This is a genomic window from Sphingobium fuliginis (assembly GCF_015074805.1).
Taxonomy (GTDB): domain Bacteria; phylum Pseudomonadota; class Alphaproteobacteria; order Sphingomonadales; family Sphingomonadaceae; genus Sphingobium; species Sphingobium fuliginis.
Map to the genome: position 1 here is coordinate 2,063,111 of NZ_CP060035.1, position 15,852 is coordinate 2,078,962.

Consider the following 15,852-nt stretch of genomic DNA (forward strand, 5'->3'; position numbering starts at 1 on the left):
ATTCCCGCACAGGCGGGAATGACGATTATGGGGTGGGGGTGGAAATCGGCTCCGGCGCAGGGACCGTTTCCGGCGGCGGCGCCTTCCCCAGCCCCGGCCCATAGACCGGCGTCACCGGTTCCTCCACCGTGCGTCCGTGCAGCGCCTCGATCTCCGCCTTGCGCTGTTTCAGATACAGCTCGCGATAATAGGCATAGGGATTTTCCTCGCTGCGGATCTGCTGGATCGTCTCGTCGAAGGCGGCGCGTTCGCCCAGCTGGTTCAGGATCGTCGCGGGAATCACATATTTCGGCTCGTTGAACGGCTTGCCGACGGCGAAGGGCACGACCAGCTTGTCCACCGTATCCCCCACAATGTCGCGCAGCGTCGTCGGCCCGACGATCGGCAGATACATATAGGGGCCCGGCCCCACGCCATAATAGCCCAGCACATTGGCAAGGCCGTTGGGCCGATAGGGCAGGAAGAAGGGCTTGCGCTTCGCCACGTCGAACAGGCCGGCCACGCCCAGGGTGGTGTTGATGGTGAAGCGTCCGACCGTCTCCATCGCCTTGCCCGGCTTGAACTGGAGCATATAGGCCAGGAAGACCACCGGCTCCTGCAAGTTGGAGAAGAAGTTGCGCAGCCCCTTGCGCGCGGGCTTTGGCAGACCCTTGTTATAGGCCTTGGCGACCGGTTCCAACACGGCCTTGTCGACCGCCTGCACCGTCTGGAAACTCTTCTCGTTCAGCCGCTCCAGCGGATCGCCCGGCGGCGGGCGGCTATGGCCCGTCACGACGATCTCGCCCGGTTGCGGCGCGGCAGCCGCAGGCGCGTCCGTGCCCGGCAGGTTCGGCATTACCGGCGGCGGCGGGACGACCAGCACCTGCGGCGTTCCTTCGGCGGCGGCCTGCGGAGCGGCAGGCGCATCGGGCGCTGGCGCGGCAACGGCGGCAGGGTCGGACGCCGCCGCCCCCTCCGTTCCCGCTTGCGCGCCCATCATCAGCATTCCAGCGGCTATGGCCGGCGTCAGCATATCGTCATTCCTTGCAGGCAGGCCCTTTGGAGCGGATGACATTTTCATGTCACGCCCGTTTCATTAAGGCGGCTAATTGCGATGGGGTCACCCGTCAATAGCATGACGCCGCCATCCTGCGCCGGCCGCCGCTCCATGGAAACGATCCGGCTTTGCCTCGCATATTTTGATACAAATTTTGCAACGCCCATAGTTTGCAATTGCGAGTCGTTCGCGTTATGCAGCCTGCCTCATCTCCCACAGGACTCGTCCCGCTTCCGATGCACGCCCCCGCCCGCACCCAGCCGAACAACAGGAAGAAGAGCCCGAAGGCCTTCTGGCTGAAACAGCTCCATACCTGGCATTGGGTGAGTTCCGCGATCAGCCTGATCGGCCTGCTGCTGTTCGCCTTCACCGGCATCACGCTGAACCACGCCGCCGATGTCGAGGGTTCGCCGCAGACGGTGACCAGGTCCGCCACCCTGCCCCCCACCTTGCTGAAGCAGGTCGCGGCGGACGAGGCGCCCGACGCCAAGAGGCCCCTCCCCGCCCCGATCGCCCGATGGGTGGAACAGGAAATCGGCCAAAGCGGCGCGGGCGAAGCGGAATGGTCGGCGGACGAGGTCTATCTTGCCCTGCCCCGCCCCGGCGGCGACGGCTGGGTATCGATCGACCGGCATAGCGGCGAAGTCACCAGCGAGGCGACGAGCCGGGGCTGGATCAGCTATCTCAACGACCTGCACAAGGGCCGCAACGCCGGCAATATATGGAAGTGGTTCATCGACATCTTCGCCGTCGCCTGCTTCCTCTTCGCCTTCACCGGCCTGCTCCTGCTGTGGCTCCATGCCAAGAAGCGCCCGACCACCTGGCCGCTGGTCGCCGCGGGCCTCGCCATACCGGCCGTCCTGGCCATCATCTTCATCCATTAAGGGGGAATTCTTCACCTCATGCAGATCAGCCACAAGATCGTCCTGACCGGCGCGGCTATGGGCGCCAGCGCCGTCGCCATGCCCGCCACGGCCCAGACCCTGGACGTCACGCTTGCCCTGCCGCGCCTGTCGGTGGCGGAATATCACCGTCCCTATGTCGCGATCTGGCTGGAGAAGGAGGGCGCGCCCGCCCGCACTTTGTCGGTTCTCTACGATGTCGACAAGCGCAACAATGGCGGCGTCAAATGGCTGCGCGACATTCGCATGTGGTGGCGCGCCTCCGGCCGCTCGCTCGCCCTGCCCGCCGACGGCATTTCCGGCGCCACCCGCGCCCCCGGCACCCATAAGCTGAGCTTTACCGCCGGCAAGGGCGGCATGCCGGTCCTGACCCCCGGCAAATATACGCTGGTGGTGGAGGCTGCGCGTGAATCCGGCGGGCGCGAGGTGGTTCGCGTGCCGCTCAACGTAACGGCGACCGGGGCCAGAGGCAGCGCCGGCGGCCAGTTCGAACTGGGCGCGGTCAGCGCCGTGCTGTCGCGCTGAGGAGGGAAGCCATGATGACGTTCCGCAAGACGCTGGTGCTGCTCGCCGCCACCGCTGCCATGGCTCTGCCGCAAATGGCGGGCGCGGCGCGGCCCTGGATGCTGCCGTCCGAAACCATGTTCGCCGGCTCCGGCAATGAATGGCTGACGGTGGACGCCGCCATTTCCAGCGATCTCTATTATTTCGACCATCCGGGGCAGGACTGGCAGCCGGTCGTGACCGCACCGGACGGCAGCACGGCGCAGGTGGAAAACCGCGCCATCGGCAAGCTGCGCCAGACCTTCGACCTCGGCATCAGGACCAAGGGCACGTACAAGATCGCCATCGTCAACGAGATGCTGATGGGCAATTACATGCTGAACGGCGAGCGCAGGATGCTGCCGCGCGGCACCACCGCCGCGACGCTGGCGACCGCCGTGCCGCAGGGCGCGACGGACGTGCAGACAGCGACGGCGCGCACCCGGATCGAAACCTTCGTGACGGCGGGCGAGCCGGACCGAAAGGTCTTCACGACCACGGGCAAGGGGCTGGAGATGGTGCCCGTCACCCACCCCAACGACCTTGCCGTGGGCGAAGCCGCCACCTTCCAGTTCCTGTTGAACGGCAAGCCCGCGGCAGGGCTGGACGTGGTCGCCATCCCGGGCGGCATCCGCTACCGGTCGGACCTCAAGCAGATGGATGCGAAGACCGATGCCGAAGGGAAGGTCAGCTTCACCTGGCCGGAAGCGGGCATGTATTGGGTCAGCATCAGTTCCGGTGGGCGGCGCGGACCGGGCGGCGAAGGCCCCGGCGGTGCGCCGGGCGCAGCCGGGCCCCAGGGCCAGCCGCAGGGTGAAGGCGGGCCCCGTCCGCCCATGGGTCCGCCCCAGGACCGCGCCACCTATGCCATGACGGTGGAGGTGCAGGGCTGACCGCCCGCCCGATCCGCATCGCCATCCCGCCCTGCCTCTCGCCCGACATCTTCGGGCCAGACAAGCAGGCGGGCAGGATCAGCGACTTTGGCGGTCCGACCATGGGCACGAGCTGGTCCGCCCGCATCGTCGACGCCCCGCCCGGCAGCGCGGCGGCGATGGAAACGGTGCTGGGCCGCATCATCGCGCAGATGAGCAATTGGGAAGCGGCTTCCGCCATCAGCCGTTTCAATGCCGCGCCGGTCGGCCAATGGATGCCGCTGCCCGGCGAGATGCTGACCGTGCTGCGCGCCGGACTGGAGATGGCCCGGCTGTCGGGCGGCGCGTTCGATCCGGCGGTGGGCCGGCTGGTGGCGAAATGGGGCTTCGGTCCGGACGGGCTGACGGGCCTTTCCGAAGGCCCCCATCATCCCTCGCCCTGGACCGCCATCGCGATCGAGGGCGACCGCGCCCGGCGCACGGCCGACGTGACGCTGGACTTTTCAGGCATCGCCAAGGGCTTTGCCGTGGATGCAATGGCGGCCGCCCTGCGCGGCCTCGGCGCTGCGCATTTCCTGGTCGAGATCGGCGGCGAATTGCAGGGGCAAGGGGTCAAGCCCGACCTCCAGCCCTGGTGGGTGGACGTGGAGGCTCCGCCGGGCCTTGCGCTCCCTACGCTCCGGATAGCGCTTTGCGGCCTGTCGGTCGCGACATCCGGAGACTATCGCCGCTTCCGCCAGGAAGGCGGCGTCCGCCTTTCCCACAGCATGGACCCCGCCACTGGCGCGCCCATCACCAACGATGTGGCTTCCGTAACGGTGCTCCACGAAAGCGCGATGCTGGCGGACGCCTGGGCGACCGCGATCACGATAATGGGGCATGAACGTGGCATGGCCCTCGCCACACGGCACGGCATTGCCGCATGCCTGATCCGGCGGGTTGATGATCGCGGGCAGGAATATATGACGCCTGCCCTGGCCGCGATGCTGGATTGAACCCGAACGGGTGGCGAGCGGAAGATCTGCCCCGCACGCCTGCGAAGGCAGCGGCTTGGCGTGCTGGCAGCGGCGATTTGGCCACCCAAACCGCGCCTCAACCCCAACCGCGCCTCGACAGCCGAGTATCGATAGGCCAAAGGCGAGCGCATGATCGCTGCCATGGCTTCCCTTCTCTTCGTGCTGATCTGGTCGACCGGCTTCATCGTCGCGCGGGCGATGGTGCCGCATGCCGCGCCGGAGCTGGTCCTGGCGGTGCGGCTGGCGCTGACGACGACCTTGCTCGCCGGGGCGGCGCTCTATGCGCGGCAGGCGCTGCCGCGTGGACGGCGGCTGGGGCTGCATCTGGCGGCTGGCGCGATGCTGCATGGCTTCTACCTGACGCTCAGCTGGTGGGCGGTGAACAACGGCATGCCGGCGGGCGTCATGGCGCTGCTGGGTTCGCTGCAACCGCTGATGGTGGCGGTGGCGAGCGTCGCCTTTCTGGGCGACCGGCTGCCCGGACGCGCCTGGGTCGGTCTGGCGATCGCGATCGGAGGGGTCGGTTGCGTGCTATTGCCGGCGATCGAGCGGTCGGGCGCCGGATCGATCGCGACAGGACCGGCTCTCGCCGGCGTGCTCGCCGTGCTCGGCATGGCGGGGGGCACGCTGATCCAGCGCGGATCGATAGCAGGCGACGGCATCGCGATTTCCGGGGCGGTGCAGAATGGGGGCGGCGCGCTGCTCGCCATCGCGGCCACGCTGTTCGCCGGGGAATATCGCTGGGACGGCACGCCTGTGCTGTGGATCGGCCTCGCCTGGTCGGTGCTGGGGCTGTCGGCGGGCGGACTGTCGCTGCTGGTGTGGCTGGTGCGGCATCAGGGGCCGACGCGCATGTCGATGCTGTTGCTGCTGGTGCCGCCGCTTGCCGCGGTCGAGGCATGGCTGCTGTTCGGGGAACGGCTGGGTCCGGTGCAGCTCATCGGCTTCGGGCTGGCGCTGGGTGGGGTGATGCTGGGCCGGTCGACGCAACCGACGCGCAATCAGGACATCGCCGAACTGGCCTGAACTCAGCCCTGCCTTTCCCGCAGCCGTTCATGGTGGCGGATGACCTCATCGATGATGAAGCGCAGGAATTTCTCGGTGAAATCGGGGTCCAGATTGGCATCGGTAGCAAGCTGGCGCAGCCGGGCGATCTGGCGTTCCTCCCGGCCGGGATCGGCGGGAGGCAGGTCGTGGGTCGCCTTATGCTCCCCGACGGCCTGGGTGATCTTGAACCGCTCCGCCAGCATGAAGACGAGCGCCGCGTCGATATTGTCGATGCTCTCGCGATAGCGCTTCAGGGTCTCGTCCACTTTGGTCCTCCGCAGAGCATCGCCGGCGAAAATGGACGCGGGTTTTGCGCCCTGACGATGCGTCGATCAAATATCGCGCGCTTTTTGCCGCTTCCGGACGCCCGCGCAAGCTATTCCCGCTTGCCTTTAGCATTTTGCGCCGCCACATGGCGCTTGTCATGACAGCATCCGCCACCGGCAATGTCCACCCCATCGGCCGCGCCAGCAGCGCGCCTTCGCTCGCCCCCATGATGGCGCTGGTCGCTGAGGGCATGAATCAGGTGAACGCCGTCATTCTGGACCGGATGCAGTCGCGCATTCCGCTGATCCCGGAACTCGCCGGGCATCTGATCGCGGGCGGCGGCAAGCGGATGCGGCCGATGCTGACGCTCGCCTGCGCCGATCTGGTCGGTTATGCCGGGTCGCGCCATTACAAGCTGGCCGCCGCGGTCGAATTCATCCACACCGCGACCCTGCTGCATGACGATGTGGTCGACGGATCGGGGCTGCGCCGGGGCCGCAAGACCGCCAATATCATCTGGGGCAACAGCGCCAGCGTGCTGGTGGGCGACTTCCTCTTTTCCCGCTCCTTCGAACTGATGGTCGAGGCGGAATCGCTGAAGGTGCTGAAGATCCTCTCCAATGCGTCCGCCGTGATCGCGGAGGGGGAGGTCAACCAACTCACCGCCCAGCGCAAGATCGACACCAGCGAAGAGCAGTATCTCGACATCATCGGCGCGAAGACCGCTGCCCTGTTCGCCGCCGCCTGCCGCATTTCCGCCGTGGTCGCCGACCGCACGGAGGCCGAGGAGCAGGCTCTGGACGTCTATGGCCGCAACCTCGGCATCGCCTTCCAGCTTATCGACGACGCCATCGACTATGAATCGGACGGCGCGACCATGGGCAAGGATGCGGGTGACGATTTCCGCGACGGCAAGGTGACGTTGCCCGTGATCCTCGCCTATGCCCGGGGTTCGGAAGATGACCGCGCCTTCTGGAAGCAGGCCATTGCAGGCAACCGGGTGAGCGACGAGGATCTGGCGCATGCTACGGGCCTGCTGCGCAAGACGGGCGCGATCGCGGATACGCTGGCGCGGGCGCGGCATTATGGGCAGAGAGCCATCGATGCGCTGGGCATGTTCGACAATGGCAAGGCCAAGGCCGCGCTGACCGAAGCGGTCGGGTTCGCCATCGCGCGGGCTTATTGAGGGTCTGGCAGGCCGGTTCGTTTCCATCGTCGTGTTCGTGCGCAGACAGGTGCACTTAGCGCTTCCTTCCGCCAAGACCTCCTGCCGATCATGATCCCTTCTCCTGAAACCATCGCCTTCCTCATGGCCGCCGCGCTTATGGCGGGATGCATCGACGCAATGGCGGGCGGCGGCGGGCTGATCGCCCTGCCTGCCTTGCTCGCCGCCGGAATCCCGCCCGTTCCGGCGGTCGCCACCAACAAGCTGCAATCCTCGCTCGGCACCTTCGGCGCCTGCGTCGCCTATGCGCGGGCGGGACATATGGATCTGAAGGCCTATCGCTGGCCGATATTCGCCGCCTTCGCAGGATCGGTCGGCGGGGCGTGGCTGGTGCAGCGGGTCGATCCATCCATCCTCGCGGGGCTTATGCCTGCGCTGCTGATCGCGCTGGCGGCCTATTTCACCTTTTCGCCCAAGATGAGCGAGATCGACCGGCACCAGCGCATCGGCATGGTGCTGCTGAGCCTGCTGATCGGCGTCATCGGCTTTTACGACGGCTTTTTCGGACCGGGTGCGGGCGCCTTCTACACCAGCATCTTCATTGCGCTGGGCGGCCTGGGCCTCGTGCGCGCCACCGCGCAGACCAAGGCAGCCAATTTCGCCAGCAACCTCGCCGGCCTGCTTACCATGATCGCGGGCGGGCATGTGATCTGGATCGTCGGCCTCGCCATGGCGGTGGGCAGCATCGCCGGCGGGCAGATCGGATCGCGCCTCGCCATGCGCTTCGGCAGCCGCCTGATCCGGCCGCTGCTGATCGTCATGTCGCTGGCGCTGACGGCGAAGATGCTGCTCGATCCTGAAAACCCCATCCACGCGCTGCTGTTCGGCTGATCCTTGCACTCGGCCGGGAATGGCGCGAGAGGGACAGCCATGACTGCCCTGCCCATCGATGCCGTGCTGCCCGACCTGCTTGCCGCCCTGCGCGAAGGCAGCAACGCCGTGCTGGTGGCGCCGCCGGGCGCGGGCAAGACGACGGCAGTGGCCCCGGCGCTGCTGAACGAACCCTGGTGCACCGGGCAGGTGCTGCTGCTCTCCCCTCGCCGGCTTGCGGCCCGCGCAGCGGCGGAACGGATTGCCGAACTGATGGGCGAACAGCCCGGCGGCACGGTGGGCTATGCGACGCGGATGGATTCGCGGATGTCGGCCCGGACCCGCCTGCTGGTCCTGACCGAAGGCATTTTCGTGCGGCGGATCCAGGACGATCCGGAGCTTTCGGGCGTTTCCGCGGTCCTCTTCGACGAAGTGCATGAGCGCAGCCTGGACAGCGATTTCGGACTGGCGCTGGCGCTGGACGCCCAGGGCGCGCTGCGGCCGGACCTGCGGATCGTGCCGATGTCCGCGACCCTGGACGGAGCGCGTTTTGCCGCGCTGCTCGCCCATGGCGGGAAGGACGCGCCGGTGGTGGAGAGCGAAGGCCGCATCCAGCCGCTGGAACTGCGCCATGTCGGACGCGCTGCCGAAAAGCGGATAGAGGATGCAATGGCGGCCACCATCCGCCGGGCGCTCAACGAAGAGGCGGAAGGCGACCTGCTCGCCTTCCTGCCCGGCGTGGCGGAAATCGAACGGACGGCGGAACGGCTGGAGGACGCCGGGGCGGAGGTTCACAAACTCCACGGGTCGCTCGATCCGGCGGCGCAGCGCGCGGCGATCCGCCCCTCGCGGGAGGGACGGCGGAAAGTCATCCTCGCCACCTCCATTGCGGAGACCAGCCTGACCATCGACGGCGTGCGGATCGTGGTCGACAGCGGGCTGGCGCGGCGGCCACGCTACGACCGGGCGGCGGGGGTGACGCGGCTGGTGACGGAGCGGGCGAGCCAGGCGGCGGCGACCCAGCGGGCGGGGCGGGCCGCGCGGCAGCGGCCGGGTGTCGCCTATCGGCTATGGGAAGCGGCTGCGACGGCCGGGATGCCGCCCTTCGACCCGCCGGAAATATTGGAGAGCGACCTGTCGAGCCTGATGCTGGACTGCGCGCTTTGGGGGGTGAGCGATCCGGGCGAGCTGCGTTGGCTGGACCCGCCGCCCGCTGCCGCCGTGGCGGAGGCGCGCAAGCGGCTGACGGTGCTGGAGGCGCTGGACGAGGGTGGACGCATCACCGCCCATGGCAAGACGCTCGCCACCCTGCCGCTGGAGCCGCGCATCGGCCATATGCTGGTGCGGGCAGGCGGAATGGGTCTGGCGGAGATCGCGGCGGAGGTTGCCGTGCTGCTGGGCGAGCGGGGAATCGGCGGACAGGACACGGACCTGTCGCAGCGGCGGATGCGCTGGCGGCGGGAAAGCGGCAAGCGCGCCGATGCGGCGCGGGCGATGGCGAAGCGATGGGCGAAGCTGGCCCCTACGGATTCATCCGGCGCAATCCCTGTCAGTGCGGCGGGAGGCCATGAAACCGGCCTCTGCCTTGCCCTCGCTTTCCCGGACCGAGTCGCAAGGCGCCGCTCTGCGGACGGAGCCGATTGGGCAAGCGTCGGGGGACGCGGCTTCCGGCTCGACCCGCTCAGCCCCCTGGCGCGGGAGGAATGGCTGGCGGTGGGCGAAGTGCAGGGCAGCGCCGCGGGCGCCCGCATCCTTTCCGCCGCACCGGTCGGCGAGGCGGAGGTGATCGCCCTGTTCAGCGCTCGCGTCGCGGAACATCGCACCGTGCGCTTCCGGGCCGCCAATGGCGGGATAGAGGCGCTGCGCGAAAGGCGGTTGGGCGCGGTGCGGCTCTCTTCCGGTTCCGACGACCGGCCCGATCCGACCGCCGTGGTCGCCGCCCTGACCGACGGCGTGCGGCAGGGCGGGCTGGACCTGCTTCCCTGGTCCGACGCCGCGCGGTCGCTCAGGATGCGCGCTGCCTTTGCCGGGGTGGAGGCGCTGTCAGATAGCGCGCTGATGGAAACGTTGGACGAATGGCTGCCCCCGCTGCTGCAGGGCAGGCGCCGCCTTTCCGACATCGACCGCTCGCAGCTTTCTGGCGTGCTGGAAGGGCTGATCGGCTGGGACGGGAAGCAGCAGGTCGACCGGCTGGCCCCGCCCGAATTCCGTTCCCCCGCCGGCAGCGGCCATGAGATCGACTATGCGGCGGAGGGCGGCCCCCGCGTCGAACTGCGCGTCCAGGCCCTGTTCGGCCTCAACGAGCATCCGGTGGTCGGCAGCGGGCGCATTCCGCTGGTCCTCTCCCTCACCTCGCCCGCCGGCCGGCCGATCCAGACGACGCGCGACCTGCCGGGCTTCTGGAAGGGCAGTTGGAGCGCCGTGGCGAAGGAGATGCGCGGCCGCTATCCCAAACATCCCTGGCCGGACGACCCGGCAGCCGCCGGCGCCACGCTGCGCACGAAACGCGCCGACGCCAAGGGGAAGCCTTGACTTCGATCCAGTCGCTGGTGCAACGCAACCCGATCTTCCCTCAGGAGTCTCTATCGCGATGAGCGCGCGCATCTATCAGATCCAGAAGAACGCCCTGCAGTCCGGCAAGGCGCTGACCCGCAAATGGGTGCTGGAATATGTGGCGGCCGAAGCGAAGAAGCCCGATCCCCTGACCGGCTGGGCGGGTTCCGGCGACACGAAGCAGCAGATCAGGCTGACCTTCTCCTCCGAGGAAGCCGCCCGCGCCTATGCGGAGCGGGAGGGGATTCCCTATACGGTCATTCCGACCGCGCCGAAGACGCTGAAGATTCAGGCTTACGCGGACAATTTCCGCTAAGCCGCCCGGCAGGACAGGCCTGCGCCTTCAGCGTCACCTGAGCGCCAGATCCGCCATCAACGCCGCGAAACTCGCCACCACGCCTGCCAGAAACAGCCGGTAGGCATAGCCCAGCCAGCGATATTTCCGCCGCTGGAGCACCTGCCCGTTCTGGTACATGTCGCGCAGCATCGCCCGGCACAGCGCGTCGTCATCCGCGACAAGCCGCATCATCCGATCGCTGAACTCCACTTCGCCGAGACTGGTGAAGACGCCGAAGAACAAGAGATTATCCCCGTCTCCCACGCCGCCGCGTGGCTGGCTCACGCTCGGCAGCACCGCCAGGATCGCGCAGGTCGCGGCCAGGAACACGCCCACCGCCAGCACCGCCACCGGCCAGACCAGCGCGCCCGAGCGCAACTGCGCGACGCAAAGCGTGAAGATCACCATCGACGCGCCGATCAGCATGTTCGCCTTCTGGTCGGCCATCTGGCTGAGTTGCATATTGGTCTGCACCGCCGTGCGCAGCAGGTGGATCGCATTGGGCACCGGCGCATTCGCCCCATCGGCCATAGTCCCCCTTCCCCTTTTTTCGCGACAGTCATGCCCGATTGCCGCCTTATTCCCTTGCCAAAGAGCGACGCTTAAGGGCAAAAGCCGCTCTTTCACGGAAAGCACCACGGATAATGACGGATCGCCAGCCAATTTTCGACAGCGTTTTGAGCCAGATCGCGCCTTTCAACAAAAAGGGCATCGAACTGACCGAAGCCACCACCTTCGCCGGCGATCTGGAATGGGACAGCCTGACGGTGATGGATTTCGTCGCCGCGATCGAGGATGAGTTCGACATCATCATCACCATGAACATGCAGGCTGAGATCGAGACCATCGGCCAGCTCGTGGACGCCGTGGCGAAGCTGAAGGGCTGATCCGCCTGAGACTTTAACCGCCGTTCGGGCTGAGCGAAGTCGAAGCCCTTTGCTGAGCCAGGGCGAAGCATGGAGCCGCGGCTCCGCTCGGCAAGAAGCTTCGACTTCGCTCAGCCCGAACGGTTTTGGGACGATTGAGACAATGACCGACGCCACGCAAGCCCGCGACCTCTTCTCCAAATTCGATGCCCTGATCGCAGAGCGCGAGGCGCTGCTGGCGACCGGCGTGCGCGATCCCTTCGCCATCGTGATGGACGAGGTGAAGTCCCCGACCCAGGCGGTGATCAAGGGCAAGGACACGATCCTGCTCGGCACCTATAACTATATGGGCATGACCTTCGACCCGGACGTGGTCGCCGCGGGCAAGAAGGCGCTGGACGATTTCGGCGCTGGCACCACCGGCAGCCGCGTGCTGAACGGCACCTATCAGGGTCACAGGCAAGTCGAGGAAGCGCTCAGGGACTTCTACGGCACCAGCGGCGCGATGGTCTTCTCGACCGGCTATCAGGCCAATCTCGGCATGATCTCCACCCTCGCGGGCAAGGGCGACTATGTCGTTCTGGACGCCGACAGCCACGCCTCCATCTACGACGGCTGCTTCCTGGGCGATGCGGAGATCGTCCGCTTCCGCCACAACAGCGTGGAGGATCTGGACAAGCGCCTGGGCCGCCTGCCCGCCGACGCGCTGAAGCTGGTGGTGCTGGAGGGCGTCTATTCGATGCTGGGCGACGTCGCCCCCCTGCCGGACATGGTGGCGGCGGTCCGCAAGCATCCCAATTGCATGATCCTGGTCGACGAGGCCCACGGCATGGGCTTTTTCGGCCCCAACGGCCGCGGCGTCTATGAAGAGCAGGGCGTCGAGAAGGATGTGGACTTCGTCGTCGGCACCTTCTCCAAGTCGGTCGGCACGGTGGGCGGCTTCTGCGTCTCCAACCATCCGAAGTTCGAGGTGCTGCGCCTCGTCTGCCGTCCCTATGTCTTCACCGCGTCCCTGCCGCCCAGCGTCGTCGCCACCGCCGCGACGTCGATCCGCAAACTGATGCATGCCGGCGAGAAGCGCGCCCATCTGTGGAAGAACAGCCAGCGGCTGCACAAGGGCCTGACCGACCTCGGCTTCAGGCTGGGCACGGAAACGCCGCAATCCGCGATCATCGCCGTCATCCTGACCGACCAGACGCAGGCGGTCGCCATGTGGCAGGCGCTGCTGGAACTGGGGCTCTACGTCAACATGGCGCGCCCCCCGGCAACTCCCGCGGGAACCTTCCTGCTGCGCTGCTCGCTTTGCGCGGAACATAGCGATGAACAGGTCGGCCAGATCATCGCGATGTTCGAGGCCGCGGGCAAGGCGACGGGGGCGATCGGCTGATCGCGCCTTCCCGTCGCCGCCGCGACCGGACGGGCATTTAACGCGACGGAATTTGCGGCGAAATCGGAACCTTTCACCTGCGGCATTTCTCCATTAATATTGTTCATCTAGTGTAACTGTCGATGGCGGACGGGTTTTTCATGGATGAACATGCGACAGGGTGGCGAGCGTTCGTTGCACGCTTCCTGCCGCTGGTGCTCGTCGTCCTGCTGGTGGGTTCTCTCGGCACGCTGCTCTACAGCGCCAGCCATGCGGCCCGCGACCATGAGCGCGCGCTGAAGGAACAGCGCCGCAGTTTCGAGATCATCGCCCTCGCCCGCGCGTTCGAGGCGAAGACCGCCCGCGCCGAAGTGACGCTGGCCCGCTATGTCATCAGCCTTGACCCCGATACCGGCCGCCTGTTCCAGGACCAGTGGCGCACCGCCGCAAGCCAGCTCAAGACGCTGAACTACACCACCCGCCATTCCGACTGGCAGCGCGGCAACGTCATGGCGTTGCAGGCGGCGTTCGACCAGCGCGGCAAGACGCTGAGCGAGATCGGCCTGCGTACCACCTACGACCAGAAGATGGCGGCGCTCGCGCAATTCCATCAGGCGGGCAGGTCCCGCGACCTGATGCGCATCACGGCGCTGCTGGACCGCGTCATCCAGGCGGAGAATGCCCGCTTGCAGGAGCGCAGCCAGGCCGTGTCGCTGGCCGGGGATCGCAACGCCTGGTTCGGCAAGACATCGCAGCTTTTCGGGCTGGTGCTGCTCGTCTGCGTGCTGTTCGCGCTCTGGTTCGCCAATGCCGCCTATAGCGAGCGGCGCAATGCCCGCAGGCAGGCGGATGACGAGGCGGAGCGCGCCGACCGGCTGGAGGAGGCCGTCGCCACCCGCACCGCCGAATTGTCGGACGCCTATGAACGGCTCAAGAAGGAGACCGCCGAACGCGCCGCCGCCGAGGAAAATCTGCGCCAGATGCAGAAGATGGACGCCGTTGGCCAGTTGACCGGCGGCATCGCCCACGACTTCAACAACATGCTGGCGGTGGTGGTCGGCGGTCTGGAACTCGCCAAGCGCAAGCTGCGGCTGAAACCGCAGGAGGCGAACCGCCATCTCGACAATGCGATGGAGGGCGCCAATCGCGCCGCCGCGCTGACCCGCCGCCTGCTGGCCTTCGCCCGGTCGGAACCGCTGCTGCCCAGCCCGGTCGATCCCGATGCGCTGGTGGCCGGCCTGTCCGACCTGATCGACCGGTCCATCGGGGACCAGATCACCATGGCCTTCGAAAATGAGGCGAAGGGCTGGCGGATCTTCGTCGACCAGCATCAGATGGAAAATGCGATATTGAACCTGTGCGTCAACGCCCGCGATGCGATGGACGGGCGGGGTCGGCTGATCATCAGGACAGGGCAGGCCGAACTCGCGCAGCATGAGATCGGGGAATGCGCCGGCGGGGAATATGTGACGCTCAGCGTCAGCGACGACGGCTGCGGCATGACGCCCGACATCCTCTCCCGCGTGTTCGAACCCTTCTTCACCACCAAGCCGGTCGGCAAGGGCACGGGGCTTGGCCTCAGCCAGATTTTCGGCTTCGTGCACCAGAGCGAGGGAGAGATCCGCATCGAATCCGAACCCGGCAAGGGCACGAGCGTCCACCTCTATCTGCCCCGTCATATCGGTGCGGAAGGCGAAGACGCGATGGATGCGTCTGCGCCGGACCGGGAACCCGTTCTCCACCCGCCGATGCGCATCCTGGTGGTGGAAGACGATCCGCGCGTCCTCAACCAGACGATGGCGGCGCTCTCGGAACTGGGCCACCTGCCGGTCGCCTGCGATCATCCGTCGAAGGCGGCGAAGCTGCTCACCAGCCATCGGGACATCGGCCTGATCGTCAGCGACGTGCTGATGCCCGACATGACCGGGCCGGAGATGATCCGCACCCTGCCCCCCATCTATGCGCATCTGCCGGTGCTGTTCGTCACGGGCTATGCCGGCGATACCGCTGAAAGCGCCGATTTCGGGGGTCATGAGGTGTTGCGCAAACCCTATACGCTGACAGGGCTGGCACAGGCGCTGTCGAATGCGCTCAGCGGATCGCACCACCCCGGAACAGCCGCGGCAGCAGAGTAAGCGCGCCGATCAGCGGCCAGCGGCGCTGCCAGGGCTTGATCTGGATAGCGGTGCCGGCGTGGCGGTTGATCTTCCAAGCCAGATAATCGATGCCGCCGGCATAGGTGAAGCTCGCCTTGGCGAGGCGGACGATCGACAGCCATTTGCCGCGCCTTTGCAGCCGCCGCCAGAGGGCGGCCGCCTGATCCGGCTCCGGCGACGGGGGCAGGCCCTGGGCCAGCGCGGCTTCCCCGAAGCGCCGGTAACGATCCGGATCGGCATCGACGATGGAAAGGGAGCGGCCCTTGCGCTCGGCCCGCAGTTCCGCGCCATAGGTCAGGGTGAAGCCGGTCTTCCACAGCGACAGCGCGTCCTGCTCCCGCACCATCGGGCGAGCGAGCGAAAGCAGCGTCGGGGCGGCGCCGGCAACGGCGGCGATGGCGCGCTGGCGGGCAAGGTCGTCCGCCGCCCAGAGCAGCCGCGCAGGCTGGGCAAAGCGCGCCCAGACCGACACATTGTCGGCGGCAGGGCTGTTGAGGCGCGCGAAGTCGGCCTCTGAAAGCACCGCATATTTGGCGATCAGGCCGTTATGTTCGAAGGGAAAGACATTGGGCGGGATCAGCCGGTTGGCGGTCGCGAGCCAGCGCTTTCCATAAGCTGTGCGATAGTCCGATACGATCAGGTAGAAATCCAGCATCAAGCCGTCGAGATTCTCCTCCCGCAGGCAGGAGCCGTAGAAGAGCACCGCCCGCGAAGCGTCGGGATATTGGGCCGCCAACGCGCCCGCCATCGCCGCCGCGCGCGGATCGGCGGGCGCGGCCAGTTCGGCGGTGACGAGGGAGAGGAGAGTGTGGGGCATCGGTCCTTGGGCTCCCCCTTCGCAGGAGCGCGGCAGTCT

General features: G+C 67.2%; 16 protein-coding genes. 12 read left to right on the forward strand and 4 right to left on the reverse strand.

What is annotated here, in order from left to right:
- Positions 1-25: 25 nt before the first annotated feature.
- The gene (locus tag H5V43_RS09895) at positions 26-1,012 is read right to left on the reverse strand and encodes an MlaA family lipoprotein (protein WP_025549595.1); all 987 of its coding nucleotides are present in this window, start codon (positions 1,010-1,012) and stop codon (positions 26-28) included.
- A 260-nt stretch (positions 1,013-1,272) separates the two neighbouring features.
- On the opposite strand from H5V43_RS09895, the gene H5V43_RS09900 reads away from it, so the two are divergent.
- The 5 genes from H5V43_RS09900 to H5V43_RS09920 all read left to right on the forward strand — a co-directional run bounded on the left by H5V43_RS09900 (position 1,273) and on the right by H5V43_RS09920 (position 5,395).
- A complete protein-coding gene (locus H5V43_RS09900) occupies positions 1,273-1,920 on the forward strand; it encodes a PepSY-associated TM helix domain-containing protein (protein WP_025549594.1) in 648 nt (215 codons plus the stop codon).
- Between the two features lie 18 nt (positions 1,921-1,938).
- Positions 1,939-2,463, forward strand: coding sequence for a DUF2271 domain-containing protein (locus tag H5V43_RS09905; protein WP_025549593.1), 525 nt, complete (start codon positions 1,939-1,941; stop codon positions 2,461-2,463).
- A gap of 11 nt (positions 2,464-2,474) precedes the next feature.
- Positions 2,475-3,374: a DUF4198 domain-containing protein gene (locus H5V43_RS09910; RefSeq protein WP_025549592.1), complete on the forward strand. Its 900-nt coding sequence runs from the start codon at positions 2,475-2,477 to the stop codon at positions 3,372-3,374.
- Between the two features lie 101 nt (positions 3,375-3,475).
- Positions 3,476-4,348 (forward strand): FAD:protein FMN transferase, encoded by an 873-nt coding sequence (locus tag H5V43_RS09915; RefSeq protein WP_025549591.1) that lies wholly within the window; start codon positions 3,476-3,478, stop codon positions 4,346-4,348.
- Positions 4,349-4,498: 150 nt separating this feature from the next.
- Positions 4,499-5,395 (forward strand): DMT family transporter, encoded by an 897-nt coding sequence (locus H5V43_RS09920; protein ID WP_025549590.1) that lies wholly within the window; start codon positions 4,499-4,501, stop codon positions 5,393-5,395.
- A 2-nt stretch (positions 5,396-5,397) separates the two neighbouring features.
- On the opposite strand, the gene H5V43_RS09925 is transcribed toward H5V43_RS09920, so the two are convergent.
- Positions 5,398-5,682: a chorismate mutase gene (locus H5V43_RS09925; RefSeq protein WP_025549589.1), complete on the reverse strand. Its 285-nt coding sequence runs from the start codon at positions 5,680-5,682 to the stop codon at positions 5,398-5,400.
- Positions 5,683-5,840: 158 nt separating this feature from the next.
- Between H5V43_RS09925 and H5V43_RS09930 the strand changes: the two genes are divergently transcribed.
- The 4 genes from H5V43_RS09930 (at position 5,841) to H5V43_RS09945 (ending at position 10,587) form a co-directional block, all read left to right on the forward strand.
- The gene (locus tag H5V43_RS09930; protein ID WP_025549588.1) at positions 5,841-6,869 is read left to right on the forward strand and encodes a polyprenyl synthetase family protein; all 1,029 of its coding nucleotides are present in this window, start codon (positions 5,841-5,843) and stop codon (positions 6,867-6,869) included.
- 90 nt (positions 6,870-6,959) lie between these two features.
- Positions 6,960-7,739: a TSUP family transporter gene (locus tag H5V43_RS09935; protein WP_044660117.1), complete on the forward strand. Its 780-nt coding sequence runs from the start codon at positions 6,960-6,962 to the stop codon at positions 7,737-7,739.
- A 39-nt stretch (positions 7,740-7,778) separates the two neighbouring features.
- Positions 7,779-10,250, forward strand: coding sequence for an ATP-dependent helicase HrpB (gene hrpB / locus H5V43_RS09940; RefSeq protein WP_025549587.1), 2,472 nt, complete (start codon positions 7,779-7,781; stop codon positions 10,248-10,250).
- A 58-nt stretch (positions 10,251-10,308) separates the two neighbouring features.
- On the forward strand, positions 10,309-10,587 hold the full coding sequence (locus H5V43_RS09945) for an ETC complex I subunit (RefSeq protein WP_025549586.1): 279 nt from the start codon (positions 10,309-10,311) through the stop codon (positions 10,585-10,587).
- Positions 10,588-10,620: 33 nt separating this feature from the next.
- Here the strand turns inward: H5V43_RS09945 and H5V43_RS09950 are convergent, their stop codons facing one another.
- Positions 10,621-11,139, reverse strand: a complete 519-nt coding sequence (locus H5V43_RS09950; protein WP_037482846.1) for a Pycsar system effector family protein — start codon at positions 11,137-11,139, stop codon at positions 10,621-10,623.
- A gap of 113 nt (positions 11,140-11,252) precedes the next feature.
- Between H5V43_RS09950 and H5V43_RS09955 the strand changes: the two genes are divergently transcribed.
- The 3 genes from H5V43_RS09955 (at position 11,253) to H5V43_RS09965 (ending at position 14,975) form a co-directional block, all read left to right on the forward strand.
- Positions 11,253-11,495, forward strand: a complete 243-nt coding sequence (locus tag H5V43_RS09955) for an acyl carrier protein (RefSeq protein ID WP_099186118.1) — start codon at positions 11,253-11,255, stop codon at positions 11,493-11,495.
- Between the two features lie 142 nt (positions 11,496-11,637).
- The gene (gene spt, locus H5V43_RS09960) at positions 11,638-12,861 is read left to right on the forward strand and encodes a serine palmitoyltransferase (protein ID WP_025549585.1); all 1,224 of its coding nucleotides are present in this window, start codon (positions 11,638-11,640) and stop codon (positions 12,859-12,861) included.
- 122 nt (positions 12,862-12,983) lie between these two features.
- Positions 12,984-14,975, forward strand: a complete 1,992-nt coding sequence (locus H5V43_RS09965) for an ATP-binding protein (protein WP_025549584.1) — start codon at positions 12,984-12,986, stop codon at positions 14,973-14,975.
- On the opposite strand, the gene H5V43_RS09970 is transcribed toward H5V43_RS09965, so the two are convergent.
- A complete protein-coding gene (locus H5V43_RS09970; RefSeq protein WP_025549583.1) occupies positions 14,932-15,813 on the reverse strand; it encodes a hypothetical protein in 882 nt (293 codons plus the stop codon). The two genes, H5V43_RS09965 and H5V43_RS09970, sit on opposite strands and share 44 nt — an antisense overlap.
- Positions 15,814-15,852: the final 39 nt, after the last annotated feature.